This is a genomic window from Mesorhizobium sp. WSM4849, assembly GCF_055811385.1.
This window is the reverse complement of the sequence record NZ_JBVVPW010000010.1, coordinates 29172-46533: the sequence shown is the minus strand read 5'-3', so window position 1 is coordinate 46533 and position 17362 is coordinate 29172. Positions and strand designations below refer to the sequence as shown.

Sequence of the window (17362 nt, the reverse complement as noted above, 5' to 3'; positions counted from 1 at the left end):
GAGTGCATGATGACATTGAAATCAGCTTTGGTCGATCGGGCGCGCCCGGTCGCGGAACAGCCCCTGAGCCATACTGGCGTCGATCGAATATCGATCGGAAAACTGGTCCGCGAATTCTACGCAAAAGTCAGGAGCGACGAGCGTTTGGGGCCGATTTTCGCGCGCGAGATCACCGGCGACTGGGAGCCACATTTCGAGAAAATGACCGACTTCTGGTGTTCCGTCATCCTCAAGAGCGGCGACTATCACGGCCGACCGGTGCCGGCGCACCTCAAACTCAAGGATGTCACCGAGGCCGATTTCGATGTCTGGCAGGCCCTGTTCGGTCAAACGGCGGCTGAACTCTTCGCCCCAGAAACGGCGGCGGTGTTTGTCGACCGGGCCGAACGGATCGCAACAAGTCTGAAGCTGGCGATGTTCTTCCGTCTCGGTCCCGTTGCGACGGCCGAACAGGCTGGCTTCGGCGAAACTCGGCCGGTTTTGATTTCGCGCAAGGAACGCACTCCGAGAGATTCCTAATTTCGTTGCATGGCCCTCAATCTCTTCGTCGGCACGGTCGTCATAAGCCTGACGGTCCTGATTCACACCTTCGGTCTGATCGCCGTTACCCATGCGATGGGGTATCTGGTCGCACGGTTTCGCATGCATGGCCGCCGCAGCCGTATAGTCGCTATGATCAGCGTCGTGATGGGGCTCTTCGCCGTCATCACAACGGAGGTCTGGCTTTGGGCCGGGCTTTACCTGTTGCTCGACATCTTCGACTTCGAAACCGCACTGTATTTCTCGACCATTACCTTTTCGACGGTCGGCTATGGCGACGTCGTACCCGCTCACGGGTGGCGCGTGCTGGCGGCGCTCGAGGGCGTCAACGGGTTTCTGCTGATCGGCTGGTCGACCGCCTATCTGATCGCGGCAGGAACGCGGATCGGCCCATTCAAGACCGGGGAGCATTTCTAACCGGGCCGGCGCTCAGACTGCCACCGAATGCTTGGCTTTGCCGGTTTCGAAATATTTGTCGAACCTGGCCGCAATGCTGCGGACAAAAGGACGATTGTCGGCCGGCACTACGAAACTGTCGCCATCGAGTTCCAGCAACCGAGCAGGATCACGAAGGGCGACGGAACTCGCCTGGAGCAGAAGCTTCTGGCCGATTTCGCCGAAGCGTTCGACCAGATCGATCGCCGAGAAGGCGAAATCGCACATCAGCCGTTCGATAATCCAGCCGCGCACGCGGTCATCATCGGACAATTCAATGCCGCGCACGGCAGCCAGGCCTCCCTGCTCCACCATGCGTCCGTATTCGGCGGTCGCCGGCATGTTCTGTGCATAGCCCTGGCGAAACTGGCTGATCGAAGAAGGACCAAGCCCGATCAGTGTCTCACAGCGGTCCTCGGTATAGCCCTGGAAGTTCCGGTGCAAGGTTCCGGTGCGTGCCGCAACGGCCAGCGCATCACCGGATCTGGCGAAATGATCGAAGCCCACCGCTTGATATCCTGCCTTCAGCATAAGGCCGGCGGCAATTTGCGATTGAGCAAAGCGTTCGATCGAATCCGGCAGCCACGCTTCGTCGATCATCGTCTGGTGTTTCTTGAACCACGGCACATGCGCATAGCCGAACAGCGCCATCCTGTCCGGCTCCAGGGTCAGGGCCTGCGAGACGGTGGCGGAGATGCCCTGCCTGGTCTGGTGCGGCAAGCCGTAGAGCAGGTCGAGGTTGACGGACGCGACGCCGCGCGAACGGACCCCGTCGACGACAGCCTTTGTCTGCAGGAAGCTTTGCTCCCGGTTGATCGCCTTCTGCACTCTCGGATCGAAGTCCTGCACGCCGAGGCTCGCCCGCGTCATGCCGATCTCGGCGAGCGCGTCGAGGCGTGCCTCATCCATGTCGTTCGGATCGATCTCGACGCTGACGCTGGCGTCCGGAAGAAAATCGAAGCTGCCCCGCAAGACGGCTCCTAGTGCCATCATGTCCTTGGACTTCAGCATGGTGGGCGAACCGCCGCCGAAATGGACGGCGCGGACATGGCCCTTGCCGCTGACGAGGGCGGCGACTGTTGCGATCTCCGCATGCAGCGAGCGGAGATAAGCAGTCACCGGTTCGTAGTGGCGGGTCTGCTTGGTGTGGCACGCACAGAACCAGCAGAGCCGATCGCAGTAGGGGATGTGCAGGTAGAGCGAAATCTCGTCACCGCCTTGGATCGCTTCCAACCAGCCTCTATGGACGGCAGCGTCAACGCCTGCGTGGAAATGCGGCGCGGTCGGGTAACTGGTATAGCGCGGCACATTTTCGCCAAGTCTGACAGCCAATTCCGGTCGCATGTCGCCTTCCATCTCTTTTGCAGGATTGAATCTGACTGCAGCGGCATGCCGATGCCTTGATTTCGGTCAAAGCCCTGCGGACAAACTGCCGCAAGGATTTTCCTGACGCCGATGCTATCTTACCTGCACTTGGAATCCCTCGGACGATCATGATGACAGTGCGCCAGGACGTTCACAGTTCAGGCATTCCGGTGCTTTGCCAATCCTGCGAGGCACGGCATCGCGGCGTCTGCGGCGCGCTGAACCCCAACCAGCTGGTCGGGCTTGCCAAGACCTCGTCAAAACACAAGGTCGAGCCAGGAGTAGAACTGATAGGCGACGCCGAGACCGTCGACAGCTACTCGAACGTGCTCTCAGGCGTTGTGAAGCTGACAAAAAGCCTTTCGGACGGACGCCAGCAGATTGTCGGCCTGCAGTTCGCACCCGATTTTCTGGGGCGGCCTTTCAAGGTGGAAAGCGCGATCAACGCGGAGGCGGCAACGGACGTCTCGCTGTGCTCGTTCCCAAAGGCAGCTGTCGAAAGGATGATGAGGGAATCGCCGGAGCTCGAGCATCGCCTGCTGAAGCAGACGCTGAATGAGCTCGACGAGGCACGCGACTGGATGGTGACGCTGGGACGCAAGACCGCTTCGGAGAAAGTGGCCAGCTTTCTCCTGATGATCGCCAGGAACATAGACCCCACGGTTGATCCTGCCACCAGGTCGGCGACCTTCGATCTGCCGCTGACGCGCGCTGATATCGCCGATTTCCTCGGCCTGACAATCGAGACTGTGAGCCGTCAGTTGACCAGGCTGCGGACAGAAGGCGTGATCCGGATCGACAACAACCGCCATGTGACAGTGGACAGCCTTGCACGGTTGGAGAGTCGCTCCGGCGCCTAGGATGTGTCAACGATCCCGATCATCGGCAAGACATGCTCGCGTTCAAATGCTATATGCCGGCGCAAGTTCTCGAACAGGCCGCGCAGCATGAAACCGATGGCTTCGGGGTTCTCGACAGTCTTGCCGTGACCGACGGTCAGCAGAATTTCGGTCACCTCGCCGGCAAAGCATTCATCTTCTACATGCTCGGCCCGCAATCGCCTAGTTGAGGCAAGGTTCGCGTTGCTGCCGATTACGGCCTCCTCCTCGTAAGCAGGGAAAATGATCGTCTCTTCGTACTGATGAATGCTGCGCAAAAGCGGCACGATCGCGTTGGCCGTGCTGAGGCACGTCAGACGGTCGACGCCTGGTAACGCGTCGGCGATTCTTTCCAAAGCGTCGCAGAGCCGCAGTTTCTCGTCATGCGCGCGCCTCATCACGGCCGCCGGGACTGCCTCTCTGGCTGATCGGTCAGTTAGAATCGAAATCTCACGGCGTGTTTCGAACAGCGACGATCCCCGCCCTTTGTCTCCGTTCAACTGGTTCCTCCCTTCAACCAACTGGCAACCTCCTGACTGTTTGCGAGACCACGCTGCCCAATCTGAAAGTGGTGAGCTTTGACCTGGATCAAGGCGGCGACGAAGCGGCTGCGGAATTGGTGTCGCTGCGGATTGGTGTTCGCAGATCGGAATTCAACGTCGGGGACATGCCATGAAATTTGGCACGGAAATTGTCTTGTTGTGCTTCTTCACCTTCCTGGCGCTGGTGGCAGCCGGCTTCGGCGTGGACGAACCGTTTCGTCAGCACATGTGGGTGCTTTTCTTCTTGCTCCTTGGTTTTGTCATCGTCCTCCTGCGCAACACCAGCTTTGCGCCGGCCGCATCGGTCGATCCTTCTGCCTACATGGACGGGCCAATCCGCTACGGCGCCATCGCCACTATGTTCTGGGGTGTTGTCGGCATGCTTGTGGGTGTGGTCATCGCGCTGCAGCTCGCCTATCCGGATCTCAACATCGAGCCATGGTTCAACTTCGGCCGCCTGCGGCCATTGCACACATCCGGCGTCGTTTTTGCCTTCGGCGGCAACGCGCTCATCTGCACGTCCATGTATGTCGTGCAGCGCACCAGCCGCGCCCGGCTGTTCGGCGGCAATCTCGCCTGGTTCGTGTTCTGGGGTTATCAGTTTTTCATCGTCATGGCCGCGACCGGCTACCTGCTCGGCATCACAGAGAGCCGCGAATACGCTGAGCCTGAATGGTATGTGGACATATGGCTGACCATCGTCTGGGTCGCCTACCTCGTCCTGTTCCTCGGCACCATCCTGAAGCGCAAGGAACCGCATATCTACGTCGCCAACTGGTTCTATCTGTCCTTCATCGTGACCATCGCGATGCTGCACCTGATCAACAACCTGTCGATGCCGGCGTCTCTACTGGGCTCGAAGAGCTACTCCGCCTTCTCCGGCGTCCAGGACGCCTTGACGCAATGGTGGTACGGCCACAATGCCGTCGGCTTCTTCCTCACAGCCGGCTTCCTTGGCATGATGTATTATTTCGTGCCCAAGCAGGCGAACCGGCCAGTCTATTCCTACCGGCTGTCGATCATCCACTTCTGGGCGATCATCTTTCTCTACATCTGGGCCGGGCCGCATCACCTGCACTACACCGCCCTGCCCGACTGGGCGCAGACGCTCGGCATGGTGTTTTCGATCATGCTTTGGATGCCCTCCTGGGGAGGCATGATCAACGGCCTGATGACGCTGTCCGGCGCCTGGGACAAGCTGCGCACCGATCCGATCATCCGCATGATGGTGATGGCCATCGCCTTCTACGGCATGTCGACGTTCGAAGGTCCGATGATGTCGATCAAGGCGGTCAATTCGCTGTCGCACTACACCGACTGGACCATCGGGCATGTCCATTCCGGCGCGCTCGGCTGGGTAGGCATGATCTCATTCGGCGCGATCTATTACATGGTGCCGAAGCTGTGGAACCGTGAACGGCTCTATTCGCTGCGGCTCGTCACCTGGCACTTCTGGCTGGCGACGCTCGGGATCGTTGTCTACGCCGCGGTGATGTGGGTTTCCGGCATCATGCAGGGCCTGATGTGGCGCGAATACGACGAGCAGGGCTTCCTGGTCTACTCCTTCGCCGAAACCGTGGCCGCCATGCATCCCTACTACGTCATGCGCGCCGTGGGTGGCGCGATGTATCTCGCCGGCGCCGTCATCATGACCTGGAACATTGCCATGACCATCCTCGGCTACCAACGCGAGGAGGAGCCGATGCCAGGCGCCATCCCCGCCCTTCAGCCCGCACAATAAGGAGCCAAAAAATGGGCTTGATGGACAAACACGCGATCATCGAGAAGAACGCCACGCTTCTTCTCGTTGGTTCCCTCCTGGTGGTGACGGTCGGTGGTATCGTCGAAATCGCACCGCTCTTCTATCTCGACAACACGATCGAGAAGGTCGAGGGCATGCGTCCCTATTCGCCGCTCGAACTCGCCGGGCGCAATATCTATGTGCGTGAGGGCTGCTACCTCTGTCACAGCCAGATGATCAGACCGTTCCGTGACGAGGTCGAGCGCTATGGTCACTACAGCCTGGCGGCCGAGTCGATGTACGATCACCCGTTCCAGTGGGGGTCGAAGCGCACGGGGCCGGACCTCGCCAGGGTCGGAGATCGCTATTCGAACGAATGGCACGTTCAGCATCTTGTCGAGCCGCGCTCGGTGGTGCCGGAATCGATCATGCCGAGCTATGCCTTCCTGAAGGATACGGCGATCGAGGTGAAGGACTTTTCGACGCACCTTATCGCAAACAGGCGCGTCGGCGTTCCCTATTCCGATGACATGATCGCTCACGCCAGAGGTGACCTGATGGCGCAGTCCGATCCCAATGCCGACACATCCGACCTGGAAGGCCGCTACCCGAAGGCCAAGCTCGGCGATTTCGACGGCAACCCGCAACAGGTCACCGAGATGGATGCCCTGGTCGCTTACCTGCAGATGCTCGGCACGCTGGTCGATTTCAAGACCTACGACGAAGCCGCCGGCTACCGCTGAGGAGAAGGACCATGGATTACAACTGGATGAGAGAGTTCGCCGACAGTTGGGCCCTGCTCGCCATGGCACTCTTCTTCGTCGGCACGGTCGCCTTCGCATTCCGTCCCGGGAGTAGCAAGCAGGCCGTTGAAGCCGCCCGCATTCCTCTGAAGGACGACTGATCATGAGCGATGAACATATGGACGAAGTGTCGGGCATCTCCACCACCGGCCACGAGTGGGATGGTATCAGGGAGCTCAACAACCCACTTCCGCGCTGGTGGGTCATAACGTTCTACATCACCATCGTCTGGGCGATCGGCTACACCATCGCCTATCCGGCATGGCCGATGCTGACCTCGGCGACCAAGGGCGTGCTCGGCTATTCGAGCCGCAACGATGTCAAGAAGGAACTTGCCGCCGCCGAAGTCGCCAAAGCCAAGTATGCCGCGGCGATACAATCGAAAACCGTTTCGGAGATTGCCGGCGACGACGCCTTGCGCGAATTTGCCGCTGCCGCCGGCAGCGCTGCCTACAAGGTCAATTGCGTGCAGTGCCACGCTTCCGGCGCCCAGGGATCCAAGGGCTTTCCCAACCTCAATGACGACGACTGGTTGTGGGGCGGCACGGCCGAGCAGATCCAGCAAACGATCACGCACGGCATCCGCTTCGCATCCGCCCCGGATACACGCCTGTCGGAAATGCCGGCGTTTGGCGAGATCATCACCGGCGACCAGGTCGCACAGGTCAGCACCTATGTCGCCAGCCTGTCCGGCCCGGTTCAAGATGCAAAACTGGTCGAGCCGGGCGCCAAGGTTTTCGCCGAAAACTGCGTGGCCTGCCATGGCGACAATGCAAAAGGCAACAAAGAGCTCGGCGCGCCCGATCTGACTGATGCGATCTGGCTCTACGGGTCCAACGAAACGGCAATCGCCGCGCAGGTCCGCGCACCCAAGCACGGCGTTATGCCGGCCTGGATTGAGCGTCTCGGCGAGACCAAGGTCAAGGAGCTCGCGGTCTACATCCATTCGCTTGGTGGTGGGGAATAGAGGGGGGTCCTATTCCCGGCCCTTCGCCAGCCAAGCGACGAGGCCCGGCTTGCGCCGGGCCTCGATTGCATTCGATGTCCGACGATTGACTTGCATCAACGCGCAGCAGGCTACCCTACGGCAAGGCTTGTTCAACGCGGCCTTTCGCGCACCGGCCGAAGAACGAAGTCCGACTGCGCGCGCCGAAATCATAAGCTGCGCGACTGGAGTTTCTCGTGCTGGATAATACGCAGGTAGAACGGCTCGAAGCCGAGGCGGTCAACTCCGCCAAGGTCCGCCAGCCGCTGTATGCACCGCGCAAGAAGATCTTTCCCAAGCGCGCCTCGGGCAGCTTTCGCCGCTTCAAGTGGCTGGTGATGGCGATCACGCTGGGCATCTACTACCTGACGCCCTGGCTGCGCTGGGATCGAGGTCCGTTTGCTCCCGATCAGGCCGTGCTGATCGATCTTGCCAACCGCCGCTTCTATTTCTTCTTCATCGAGATTTGGCCGCAGGAATTCTTCTATGTCGCCGGCCTTCTCGTTATGGCCGGCATCGGCCTTTTCCTAATCACATCCACAGTTGGCAGAGCCTGGTGCGGCTATACCTGTCCGCAGACCGTATGGGTCGATCTGTTTCTGGTTGTGGAGCGCGCGATCGAGGGAGATCGCAATGCCCGCATGAAACTCGACGCCGGACCGTGGACCGCGCGCAAGCTTGTGCTGCGTGTATCGAAACACGCGATCTGGCTGGCCATAGCGGCAGCGACCGGCGGCGCCTGGATCTTCTATTTCGCCGATGCGCCATCGCTGATTGGCGAGGTCTTCGCTGGCACCGCTGCGCCGGTCGCCTACATCACCATCGGCGTGCTGACGGCTACCACCTACACATTCGGCGGGCTGATGCGCGAGCAGGTCTGCACCTATATGTGCCCGTGGCCGCGCATCCAGGCGGCCATGCTCGACGAAAATTCGCTCACCGTGACCTACAATGACTGGCGCGGCGAACCTCGGTCGCGGCACGCCAAGAAGGTCCAGGCCGCGGGGCAGCCGGTCGGAGACTGCGTCGATTGCAATGCCTGTGTCGCCGTCTGCCCGATGGGGATCGACATTCGCGATGGCCAGCAGCTCGAATGCATCACTTGCGCGCTGTGCATCGATGCCTGCGACGGCGTCATGGACAAACTCGGCAAGGAGCGCGGGCTGATCTCCTATGCGACGCTGTCCGATTACAACGCCAACATGGCGGTGGCGACTGCAGGCGGCTCTTGCTCGGTGAACCCGTCGCTCGTCCGAACCGACGGCGGCGCTTTCTCCGATAAATTGGCCCATTTCCATATCCGCAAGATCTTCGGGCCCCGCACCTTCATCTACATGGGCGCGTGGTCGGCGGTCGGCATTGCGCTGCTCTATTCGCTGCTGACGCGCGACCGGCTCGAGGTCAACGTTCTGCACGACCGCAACCCGCAATTCGTCACGTTGTCCGACGGTTCAATCCGCAACGGCTACACCGTCAAGCTGCTCAACATGATCCCCGAGCCAAGGACGATCGTTGTCACGATGCAGGGCCTGCGGGGAGCCGAAATGAGCGTCGTTGGTATTGATCTTCCGGCAGACCGGTCCTTCGCCGTCGCGGTCGAACCCGACCGCCTGAAGATGCTGAAGGTCTTCGTGCGCCAGCCGACGGACCAGGTCGGAAGCGCAACACAAACGTTCAAATTCCTGGTCGAGGACAAGGCGAGTTTCGAAACGGACGAATACACCGCCACCTTCAACGCCCCGGAGATCGCCAGATGAGCGCCAATACGCAAAAAACCCGCGAATTCACCGGCAGGCATATGTTGCTCATCATTCTCAGTTTTTTCGGCGTGATCGTTGGCGTGAATCTGACCATGGCAACGCTCGCCAGCACGAGCTGGACCGGCCTCGTCGTCGAAAACACCTATGTGGCCAGCCAGCAATTCAACCAAAAAGCCGGGGAAGGGCGCGCGCAGGCGGCGCTCGGCTGGACTGGCAAATTGACGATCTCTTGGGGCGAAGTCCGCTACAGTCTCAGCGATGCCGCCGGCAAGCCGGTTCCCTTGCGTAGTGTCAAGGTGCTGTTTCGTCATCCCGCCTACGAGGCCGCGGACAAAGCCGTCACTCTCGCCGTTGCCTCGGGCCAGGAATTTGCCGCGCAGCACACACCAAGGGATGGCGTCTGGATCGTCGAGGTCGACGCCGATGCCGGTCTGACGGAGTCCTATCGCGACGTTCGCCGGATCATGATTTCCCAGGGAGCACTGCGATGAGCTGCTGTGCACCGGGCGCTGAAATGGCGCTGGATCTGGGCGGAGCCACATCCAGTCTGCCGTCGGGCCAGGAGATCAGGCTGGCAAGCGGCTCGCTTGGCGATGACCTTCGCCAGACCGATCTCTCAGTACCGACCGCTCATTGCGCGGCCTGCATCCAGGCCATCGAGACAGCTCTCGGAAAGCTCGATCGCGTCGAAGGCGCTCGTGTCAACCTGTCGACGAAACGCGTGTCGATCCGGTGGCGTGGGGATGAGGCTCCGCCATTCGTCGCCGCGCTTGGGCGGCTGGGCTACCCAGCTCATCTTTTCGACCCCGAGGTTGGTGAAAAGGACAAGACGCTCTCGGAGCTGATCCGGGCCGTCGCCGTTGCCGGTTTTGCCGCGGGCAACATCATGCTGCTTTCGGTCTCGGTCTGGTCCGGGGCCGAAGGCGCGACCCGCGACCTGTTCCATTGGGTATCGGCACTGATCGCCATCCCGGCACTCGCCTTCGCTGGCGGCATCTATTTCCGCTCGGCATGGAACGCGTTGCGTCACGGTCGCATGAACATGGATGTGCCGATTGCGGTTGGCGTTTCGCTCGCCTACGCAATGAGCCTCTACGAGACCATCAACCATGGCGACCACGCCTATTTCGACGCGTCGGTGTCGCTGCTGTTCTTCCTGTTGATCGGCCGTACGCTGGATCATGTGATGCGGGAGCGCGCCCGGACTGCCGTGAAAGGCCTGTCGCTGCTAGCGGCGCGTGGCGCCTTGGTGCTGCGCGGTGATGGCGCGCGCGACTACCTGCCGATTGGCGAGATCGAACCAGGCATGCAGCTGCTGATCGCGGCCGGCGAAAGGGTTCCCGTCGATGGCAAGATCGTGCGGGGGGCGTCGGATCTCGACTGTTCGCTGGTCTCAGGCGAGAGCACGCCCAGAAACGGAGCGCCGAGCGATACTGTGCAGGCTGGCGTGCTCAACCTTACCGGCCCGCTGACTATCGAGGCGACAGCCGCCGCAAAAGATTCGTTCCTGGCGGAAATGGTTCGGCTGATGGAGGCGGCTGAGGGCGGCCGCGCGCATTATCGCCGGATTGCCGATCGCGTTTCAGCGCTCTATGCCCCGGTGGTTCATCTCACCGCCTTCGTGACGTTCCTTGGCTGGATGGCGGCAACCGGCGACTGGCACAAGGCTATCACCATCGCCATCGCCGTTCTGATTATCACATGTCCATGCGCGCTCGGCCTCGCCGTGCCGATCGTGCAAGTGGTCGCGGCGCGTCGCCTGTTCGAGGCCGGCGTCATGGTCAAGGACGGGTCGGCCATGGAGCGCCTGGCAGCGATAGACACAGCGGTGTTCGACAAGACAGGCACGCTGACGCTCGGCCAACCCAAGTTGCTCAATGCGTCGTCCGTCGACCCAGCGATGCTGGCGATCGCAGCCGACATGGCCGCGCACTCCCGCCATCCGTTCTCAAAGGCCATAGCCGCTTTCATGGGTTTTACCGGACAACCGAAGCTGGACGCCGTCAGCGAGCACCCCGGCTTCGGCATCGAAGCCACGGCCGCGGGCGACACATGGCGTCTCGGCCGGCGTGGCTGGGCCGGATGGAAGGCCCGGACCGGCGGCGAAGGCAAGCATGGATTTGGTGGGACGGTGCTCTCGAGGAATGGGATGATCGTCGCGTCTTTCACGTTCGAGGATGCTACGCGCTCCGATGCCAAGGCGGCGGTTCGGCAACTGAAGGATGCGAGCGTGTCGGTCGAGATGCTGTCCGGTGATATCGCCAATGCCTGCGGCGAAGTCGCCAGGACGTTGAGTATCGAGAGCTTCGTTCCGGCGCTGCTCCCCGCTGGCAAGGTTGAGCGGATCGAAGCACTGACCAAGGCGGGCCACAAGGTTCTGATGGTTGGCGACGGTCTCAACGACACGCCCGCGCTGGGCGCGGCGCACGTATCGTTCGCCCCGGCCACCGCAGCCGACATCGGGCGCAACGCCGCCGATTTCGTCTTCCTGCGTGAAAGCCTCATGGCGGTGCCTCTCGCCCTCGACATCTCGCGAAAGGCCGGACGGCTGATCCGCCAGAACCTTGCAATCGCGATCATCTACAACGCCGTTGCAGTGCCGATCGCCATTCTCGGCCATGTCACGCCGTTGATCGCGGCGATCGCGATGTCCGCCTCATCACTGCTGGTCATTGCAAACGCGCTGCGGCTGCAGGGGTCTGGGCCGCACGCTCCAGCAAGAATCGCCGCGCCCGACAGGCGCTCCAGCGTCGGCACACTGGCACGATCCTCATGACGACGCTCGTCTACCTCATACCTGTGGCACTGTTCCTCGGCGCGCTTGGGCTATCAGGCTTCCTGTGGGCCTTGAGGAGCGGCCAGTACGAAGATCTTGATGGAGCGGCCGAGCGGATTCTGATCGACCGGGACGACAAGCCAAAGTGACATCCGTCGTCGTTGTCGGAAGTGATGCAGATCAAGGCCTGTCCCGCACGGGACCTCGATAATGGCCCCGATAGATGTCGGAGGAGTTAGGCATGCAAGTCGAAGCCATAATGACCGCACCGGTGATCGGGATAGAACCAACGGCATCGATTTCCGATGCGGCAGGGTTGATGCTCTCCAAAAAGATCAGCGGCCTTCCCGTCATTCGCAGCGACGGCACTCTGGTCGGCATTGTCAGCGAGGGCGATTTCCTGCGCCGTGGAGAACTCGGCTCCAAGCGCAAGCGCTCGCGTTGGCTGGAGTTTCTTGTCAGCCCAGGAAGAGCCGCCGATGAATATGTTCGGGCCAACGGACGCAGAGTCGAGGAGGTGATGATGGCGGATGTCGTCACGGTATCCCCTGGCGCATCGCTGCCCGAGATCGTCGAGCTGATGACGCGCCATCACGTCAAACGCGTTCCGGTCATCGACGGTGGCAAAGTTGTCGGCATCGTCACCCGTGCCGATCTTCTGCGTGCATTGCTCCGTGTCCTGCCGGACGCTGTCTCGACAGTCACTGACGACGAGCAGATCCGACAGAATGTCCTTGCCGAGCTTGCGAGGCAGAAATGGGCCGGCAAGGACATGATCGACGTGACAGTGGACAAGGGGGTGGTGAAGCTGAGCGGCGCGATCTTCGACGAACGCGAGCGCCAGGCAGCCATTGTCGCCGCCGAAAACGTCGCCGGCGTAAGGGCCGTCAAGGATAACCTTTTCTGCGCGGGGCCGCTGTCGGTGGTGCTTGTCTCTTAGTTCAGCACTACAAGAATTTGCGGACTCCGCATTGCGTGACCCCAACATTCGAATTGGAAGAATGTCCGCGTTGAACCTAAGTCGCAGCTACCGTTATTAGTGGTCGAAGCAGCAACAAGGCGAATGCGATAAGCGCCGCGCCCGCGACCCGGTCTGCCATCTCTCTGCCTCCGTTCAGCCGCCTACCGAGCAAAAGCCACATCGACCCGGTGGCAGCTGTGGTCATCAAGAGTACGATCCAGAAGATGCCCAGTTCGTACGGCCTCGCGCCCACCGGCACGATTGCCAGACAATAGATAAAGGCTTTCGGATTGAGGGCAGTAGTTACTATAATAGAAAGGCTATCCCCGTCTTCGGATGCGTCGATCTGGTCGCTGCCTATCAGACGCAGGCCAAGAATTACGAGCCGTAGGGCTGCGACCAGCTTGAGTACCTGGATGGCGCCGGACGGCAGCAAGGGTCGCAGCGAAAACCAGCAGGCGGCTGCGATCCCGTATCCGCAGGCCTGTGCGACCAAGAGTGCAATCGCCTTCTCTCGCTTGGCCGCACCCGCCATCAAAAGAGCATTGGTTGGCCCGGGCGCAATAAAGAGCAGAAATGCTTCCAGAAGAAATAGATTGTCCAAACTGCCTGGTCCCATGGGATGCAAATCTATCGGCATAAGTTCCGTTTGCGTTGACTCGTCTGACCCATTTGTGGTGACCTTTCTAGCGTTGACCAGCGGCATGCTGCAGTCGCGCGATCAGGTCGCGGTTGCGGCAATAGTCCGGTGGGTTGTCGGCTTGCTGGTGTTCGTCGAGCCAGATCGTGCATTCGTCCTGATGGCCGCACGAGCGGCAGCGGTCTACTGCACGATTGGTGACGGCCACATGGTCCGCCACGACTTTCAATTGTTTGTCGACGCCGAGCTTCTGCATCATGCGACCCATCAAAGCGGTCCTGGCGTCACCTGAAATCAGGTAATCGAGAAAGGTCATGTCGGTCACTCCTGTTTCTCGGCCATCATTGCGATGTTGGCGACCGCTGCATTGATCTCGGTCAACAGGCGACTCGCCCGGAACCATGAATCTGGCGTCCAGACCGCATGTGTCGGACTTGAAGTTCCCGATGCGGCTGGCGGTCAATACGACATGAAGCGGTTAATGCCGTTGTCTTCGATCAACGTGCGCGTGACGCCGCCGAAGGCCCATTCCCGCAGGCGACTATGGCCGTAGGCACCGGAGACGATAAGATCCGCATGGATCGAGCGCGCGAATGCCAGCAGCCGGTCACCATCAGCCTCGTCACCGATCAGTTCGGTTCGCGCCATGATGCCATGATGTTCGAGATAGACCGCGACGTCGGCGAGGCTGTCGCGGATGCTTTCGTGGCGGTCGGCATCTATGGTGGCAACGACAACCTCGTTGGCCTCGGCCAAGAAAGGCAATGCATCCGCTATCGCCCTTCGCGCCTCCCTGGTATCCTTCCAGGCGACCAGCACGGTCTTTGCCATGACATGTTCGACATTGCTTGCGGCGACGAGGACTGGCCGGCCTGTGCCGAGGGCAAGGCTGCCGATATCGACGGCGCGGTAGATATTTTCTCCCTCCTCGCCGCCGGTAACGATGAGGTCCGCCGCACGGGCGGAAACGCTGAGGAAGCGGGTCGGACTGCTGACCGCCTGCCCCATTCGCTGCTGACCGATGCCGGAACCAGCCTTTCGAATTCGGCCCGCAGTTCGGTAAGCCGCTTTTCGATCTCGGTTCGCTGAACCTGCATGATCTCGCCTTCGTAGACCATGCTGTTGCCGGTGGCGACCAGCGGCGGAACATCCGCTGCCGCCAGGCCGATAAGGTGCGCTCCGAAACGCTCGGCCAGTTCGACCCCCAGTTTCACAATGGGCGCAGGTGCTGCATCTATCGCAAGGTTTGCGATAATTGACCGCCAGTTGCATCCGAAGACTTCGCCCTCGATCCGTTTTGCGTGCGCGGCGAGGAGTGATAACTAGCCTTTGTTGCAGGCGTGCCGAACCCAGGGATCTCAGGTGAGCCAAAGCGAAGCGGGTATTTTGTCGGCCGGCGGGACGATGCTGAAATCAGTCTTGTCGCAAATGTTCGAGCAGGCTCCGGGCTTCATGGCTCTCATGCGTGGGCCGGATCATGTCTTCGAACTGACCAATGCCGCATACCAACGACTGATCGGCCACAGGTCGGTGATTGGAAAGTCGGTGCGCGCGGCCCTTCCCGAGCTCGAAGGTCAAGGCTTCTTCGAACAGCTGGACCATGTGTACAGGACCGGCGAGCCGTATAGGGGCCAAGGCGTGAAGGTAGCCCTTCGCAACAAGGACGATGGGCCGATAGAAGAGCGCATCCTGGATTTCGTCTATCAGCCGATCAAGATCGACGATAGTCGGGTCGCTGCCATCTTCGTCGAAGGCACGGATGTCAGCGAACTCTCCTTTGCGAACGCCGAACTTCGGCTGCGGGAGGATCATCTGCGTTCGATCCTGGCAACGGTGCCCGATGCGATGGTCGTCATCGACGAACAAGGCCACATCCAATCCTTCAGCACGGCCGCGGAGATGCTGTTCGGTTACAAGTCCGGCGAAGTCATAGGTCAGAATGTCAGCCTGCTGATGCCGGCACCCTATCGCGAGCAGCATGACGCCTACCTGCACCGCTATCTGACGACCGGAGAGCGCCGGATCATCGGACTTGGCCGCACCGTCACGGGAATGCGCAAGGATGGTTCCACCTTTCCGATGGAGCTTTCCGTCGGCGAGATGCATCCGGGAACCGGACGCTTCTTTACCGGCTTCTGTCGCGACCTGACCGAACGTCACCGGGCGGAAGCAAGAATACAGGAGCAGCAGCAGGAGCTTCTCCACATGGCACGATTTACCGCGCTCGGCGAAATGGCCTCGACGCTTGCGCATGAGATCAACCAGCCGCTCACCGCGATCACGAACTATCTCAAGGGCAGCCGCCGGCTGCTTGAGAAGAGCGAGGAAGAGAGCGCGCCGATGTTGAGGGAAGCTGTCGAAAAGGCCGCGGAACAGGCCTTGAGAGCAGGAGATGTCATCCGACACCTTCGCGACTTCGTTTCAAGAGGTGAAAGCGAGCGTCAGGTCGAGCGCTTGCCGGCATTGATCGAGGAAGCATCGTCCCTGGCCCTGGTAGGGGCAAGAGAAGCCAATGTGCGCGTCAGCTACAAACTCGATCCTGCAGCCGAACTGGTCTTGACCAACCGCATCCAAATTCAGCAGGTTCTGCTCAACTTGATGCGCAATGCGGTGGAGGCCATGCAGGGAGCACCGCACCGTGAGTTGCATGTGATGACCATTGCCAAGGACGACGGCATGGCCGAAGTGAGCGTGATCGATACAGGCACGGGCCTCGCGCCGGAGATCTCGGCCCAGCTTTTCCAACCTTTCGTCACCACCAAGAAGCAGGGTATGGGTGTCGGCCTCTCCATTTGCCGGACCATCGTCGAATCGCACGGCGGTCGTATCTGGGCCGAGGCAATGCCGTCTGGAGGAACCGCTTTCCGGTTCACCTTGCGCATCGTGGACAAGGAAGAGGTCCTCAATGGCCGGGAATGATGTTGTGCATGTGGTCGACGACGACGTCGAGGTTCGCAAGTCGCTCGGTTTTCTTCTGGCAACCGCCGACTTTGCCGTACGCCTGCACGAATCGGCGACAGCGTTTCTGTCAACGGCGACAAACACTATCGACGGCTGCATCGTGACCGATGTGCGTATGCCCGGCATAGACGGCATCGAGTTCCTGCGCCAACTCAGGACCCGCGGTCATTCGGTTCCGGTTATTGTCATGACAGGCCATGCCGATGTGGCGCTTGCCGTTCAGGCGATGAAGGAAGGAGCGGCGGATTTCATCGAAAAGCCGTTTGACGACGACATTCTGATCGATGCGGTCCGCTCAGCATTGGGCAATCGCAATCGGGTTGATGCAACGCACCCGCAATCCACGGAGATCCGCGGGCGTCTGTCAACGCTTTCGGAGCGGGAGCGGCAAGTGCTGGATGGGCTTGTGTCAGGTCTGCCTAATAAGACGATCGCCTATGATTTGGGAATCAGCCCGCGCACAGTCGAAATCCATCGCGCCAATGTCATGAGCAAGATGGCCGCCAGCAGCCTGTCGCATCTGGTTCGTATGGCGCTGATCGTGGACGCCAAGCACTAAGGTGATTGAGGAAGGGAATTGCAGATATCTGTCAGCGCTCTCTCCGCGTCCCAGTCGCGCCAATGGGTCGGGTGGATGTCGACATAGCTACCGGTCGCGGCATTCTTCCACCCATTGCATGTCTTCTTGCAGGGAAATACAAGCGCATGCTCGCCATCCTCGTCGAGGACGGCCAGTTCGAGATCGCGGTCGAACGGAGCGCTTAGGATCGGCTTCCACATCCCCCTAGGATGCGCAAGCTGGCAAGCCTCGCCTTGATTTGAATCATTTCCCGCGAACCAAATGCCACATCGCTGGCAGCCATGCGCGCTGCCGAACCGATCCCTTGATCGCGATCAATGTCCGCTTCGGCGGCATGATTATGACTCCTGGCTCAAAGCTGGCGAAACCTCCGCCCAGCGTAGCCACGAAAAAGC

General features: G+C 60.5%; 19 protein-coding genes and 1 pseudogene. 14 read left to right on the top strand and 6 right to left on the bottom strand.

Annotated elements, in window-relative coordinates; translation table 11 throughout:
- Positions 1–9: 9 nt before the first annotated feature.
- Together AC0L3L_RS13080 and AC0L3L_RS13075 are read left to right on the top strand one after the other, a co-directional pair.
- On the top strand, positions 10–519 hold the full coding sequence (locus AC0L3L_RS13080; protein ID WP_473637858.1) for a group III truncated hemoglobin: 510 nt from the start codon (positions 10–12) through the stop codon (positions 517–519).
- Positions 520–528: 9 nt separating this feature from the next.
- Entirely contained in the window at positions 529–957 is a 429-nt protein-coding gene (locus AC0L3L_RS13075; RefSeq protein ID WP_473637857.1) for an ion channel, read from the top strand.
- Between the two features lie 12 nt (positions 958–969).
- Here the strand turns inward: AC0L3L_RS13075 and hemN are convergent, their stop codons facing one another.
- Positions 970–2319, bottom strand: a complete 1350-nt coding sequence (gene hemN / locus AC0L3L_RS13070; RefSeq protein ID WP_473637856.1) for an oxygen-independent coproporphyrinogen III oxidase — start codon at positions 2317–2319, stop codon at positions 970–972.
- A gap of 152 nt (positions 2320–2471) precedes the next feature.
- On the opposite strand from hemN, the gene AC0L3L_RS13065 reads away from it, so the two are divergent.
- Positions 2472–3200 (top strand): Crp/Fnr family transcriptional regulator, encoded by a 729-nt coding sequence (locus AC0L3L_RS13065; RefSeq protein ID WP_473637855.1) that lies wholly within the window; start codon positions 2472–2474, stop codon positions 3198–3200.
- On the opposite strand, the gene AC0L3L_RS13060 is transcribed toward AC0L3L_RS13065, so the two are convergent.
- The gene (locus AC0L3L_RS13060; protein WP_473637998.1) at positions 3197–3616 is read right to left on the bottom strand and encodes a hemerythrin domain-containing protein; all 420 of its coding nucleotides are present in this window, start codon (positions 3614–3616) and stop codon (positions 3197–3199) included. The two genes, AC0L3L_RS13065 and AC0L3L_RS13060, sit on opposite strands and share 4 nt — an antisense overlap.
- A 274-nt stretch (positions 3617–3890) precedes the next feature.
- Between AC0L3L_RS13060 and ccoN the strand changes: the two genes are divergently transcribed.
- The 9 genes from ccoN to AC0L3L_RS13015 all read left to right on the top strand — a co-directional run bounded on the left by ccoN (position 3891) and on the right by AC0L3L_RS13015 (position 12765).
- Positions 3891–5501, top strand: coding sequence for a cytochrome-c oxidase, cbb3-type subunit I (ccoN, locus tag AC0L3L_RS13055; RefSeq protein WP_473637854.1), 1611 nt, complete (start codon positions 3891–3893; stop codon positions 5499–5501).
- A gap of 11 nt (positions 5502–5512) precedes the next feature.
- Positions 5513–6244: a cytochrome-c oxidase, cbb3-type subunit II gene (ccoO, locus tag AC0L3L_RS13050; RefSeq protein ID WP_473637853.1), complete on the top strand. Its 732-nt coding sequence runs from the start codon at positions 5513–5515 to the stop codon at positions 6242–6244.
- An 11-nt stretch (positions 6245–6255) separates the two neighbouring features.
- Positions 6256–6405, top strand: coding sequence for a cbb3-type cytochrome c oxidase subunit 3 (locus AC0L3L_RS13045; protein ID WP_473637852.1), 150 nt, complete (start codon positions 6256–6258; stop codon positions 6403–6405).
- 2 nt (positions 6406–6407) lie between these two features.
- Complete coding sequence (ccoP, locus tag AC0L3L_RS13040; protein ID WP_473637851.1) at positions 6408–7271, top strand: cytochrome-c oxidase, cbb3-type subunit III; 864 nt, start codon at positions 6408–6410, stop codon at positions 7269–7271.
- Between the two features lie 215 nt (positions 7272–7486).
- Positions 7487–9046: a cytochrome c oxidase accessory protein CcoG gene (gene ccoG, locus AC0L3L_RS13035; protein ID WP_473637850.1), complete on the top strand. Its 1560-nt coding sequence runs from the start codon at positions 7487–7489 to the stop codon at positions 9044–9046.
- Positions 9043–9540: a FixH family protein gene (locus AC0L3L_RS13030; protein ID WP_473637849.1), complete on the top strand. Its 498-nt coding sequence runs from the start codon at positions 9043–9045 to the stop codon at positions 9538–9540. The genes ccoG and AC0L3L_RS13030 overlap by 4 nt, the downstream gene beginning before the upstream one ends.
- Complete coding sequence (locus AC0L3L_RS13025; protein WP_473637848.1) at positions 9537–11825, top strand: heavy metal translocating P-type ATPase; 2289 nt, start codon at positions 9537–9539, stop codon at positions 11823–11825. Before AC0L3L_RS13030 ends, AC0L3L_RS13025 begins: the two co-directional genes overlap by 4 nt.
- Positions 11822–11974 carry a cbb3-type cytochrome oxidase assembly protein CcoS gene (gene ccoS / locus AC0L3L_RS13020; protein ID WP_258122836.1) on the top strand — a complete coding sequence of 51 codons (153 nt, stop codon included), beginning with the start codon at positions 11822–11824 and terminating at the stop codon, positions 11972–11974. The genes AC0L3L_RS13025 and ccoS overlap by 4 nt, the downstream gene beginning before the upstream one ends.
- A 92-nt stretch (positions 11975–12066) precedes the next feature.
- Positions 12067–12765, top strand: a complete 699-nt coding sequence (locus tag AC0L3L_RS13015) for a CBS domain-containing protein (RefSeq protein WP_473637847.1) — start codon at positions 12067–12069, stop codon at positions 12763–12765.
- 76 nt (positions 12766–12841) lie between these two features.
- On the opposite strand, the gene AC0L3L_RS13010 is transcribed toward AC0L3L_RS13015, so the two are convergent.
- The 3 genes and pseudogenes from AC0L3L_RS13010 to AC0L3L_RS13000 form a co-directional block, all read right to left on the bottom strand.
- Positions 12842–13492 (bottom strand): hypothetical protein, encoded by a 651-nt coding sequence (locus AC0L3L_RS13010; RefSeq protein WP_473637846.1) that lies wholly within the window; start codon positions 13490–13492, stop codon positions 12842–12844.
- The gene (locus tag AC0L3L_RS13005) at positions 13473–13742 is read right to left on the bottom strand and encodes a DUF6455 family protein (protein WP_473637845.1); all 270 of its coding nucleotides are present in this window, start codon (positions 13740–13742) and stop codon (positions 13473–13475) included. Before AC0L3L_RS13005 ends, AC0L3L_RS13010 begins: the two co-directional genes overlap by 20 nt.
- Before the next feature lie 143 nt (positions 13743–13885).
- Positions 13886–14718 (bottom strand): annotated as a pseudogene (locus AC0L3L_RS13000) (universal stress protein).
- A 112-nt stretch (positions 14719–14830) separates the two neighbouring features.
- Between AC0L3L_RS13000 and AC0L3L_RS12995 the strand changes: the two are divergent.
- Positions 14831–16345, top strand: a complete 1515-nt coding sequence (locus AC0L3L_RS12995) for a PAS domain S-box protein (RefSeq protein WP_473637844.1) — start codon at positions 14831–14833, stop codon at positions 16343–16345.
- Positions 16332–16946 carry a response regulator FixJ gene (gene fixJ, locus AC0L3L_RS12990; RefSeq protein WP_473637843.1) on the top strand — a complete coding sequence of 205 codons (615 nt, stop codon included), beginning with the start codon at positions 16332–16334 and terminating at the stop codon, positions 16944–16946. The genes AC0L3L_RS12995 and fixJ overlap by 14 nt, the downstream gene beginning before the upstream one ends.
- Here fixJ and AC0L3L_RS12985 read toward each other — a convergent pair.
- Positions 16943–17167, bottom strand: coding sequence for a hypothetical protein (locus AC0L3L_RS12985; protein ID WP_473637842.1), 225 nt, complete (start codon positions 17165–17167; stop codon positions 16943–16945). The two genes, fixJ and AC0L3L_RS12985, sit on opposite strands and share 4 nt — an antisense overlap.
- Positions 17168–17362 lie beyond the last annotated feature (195 nt).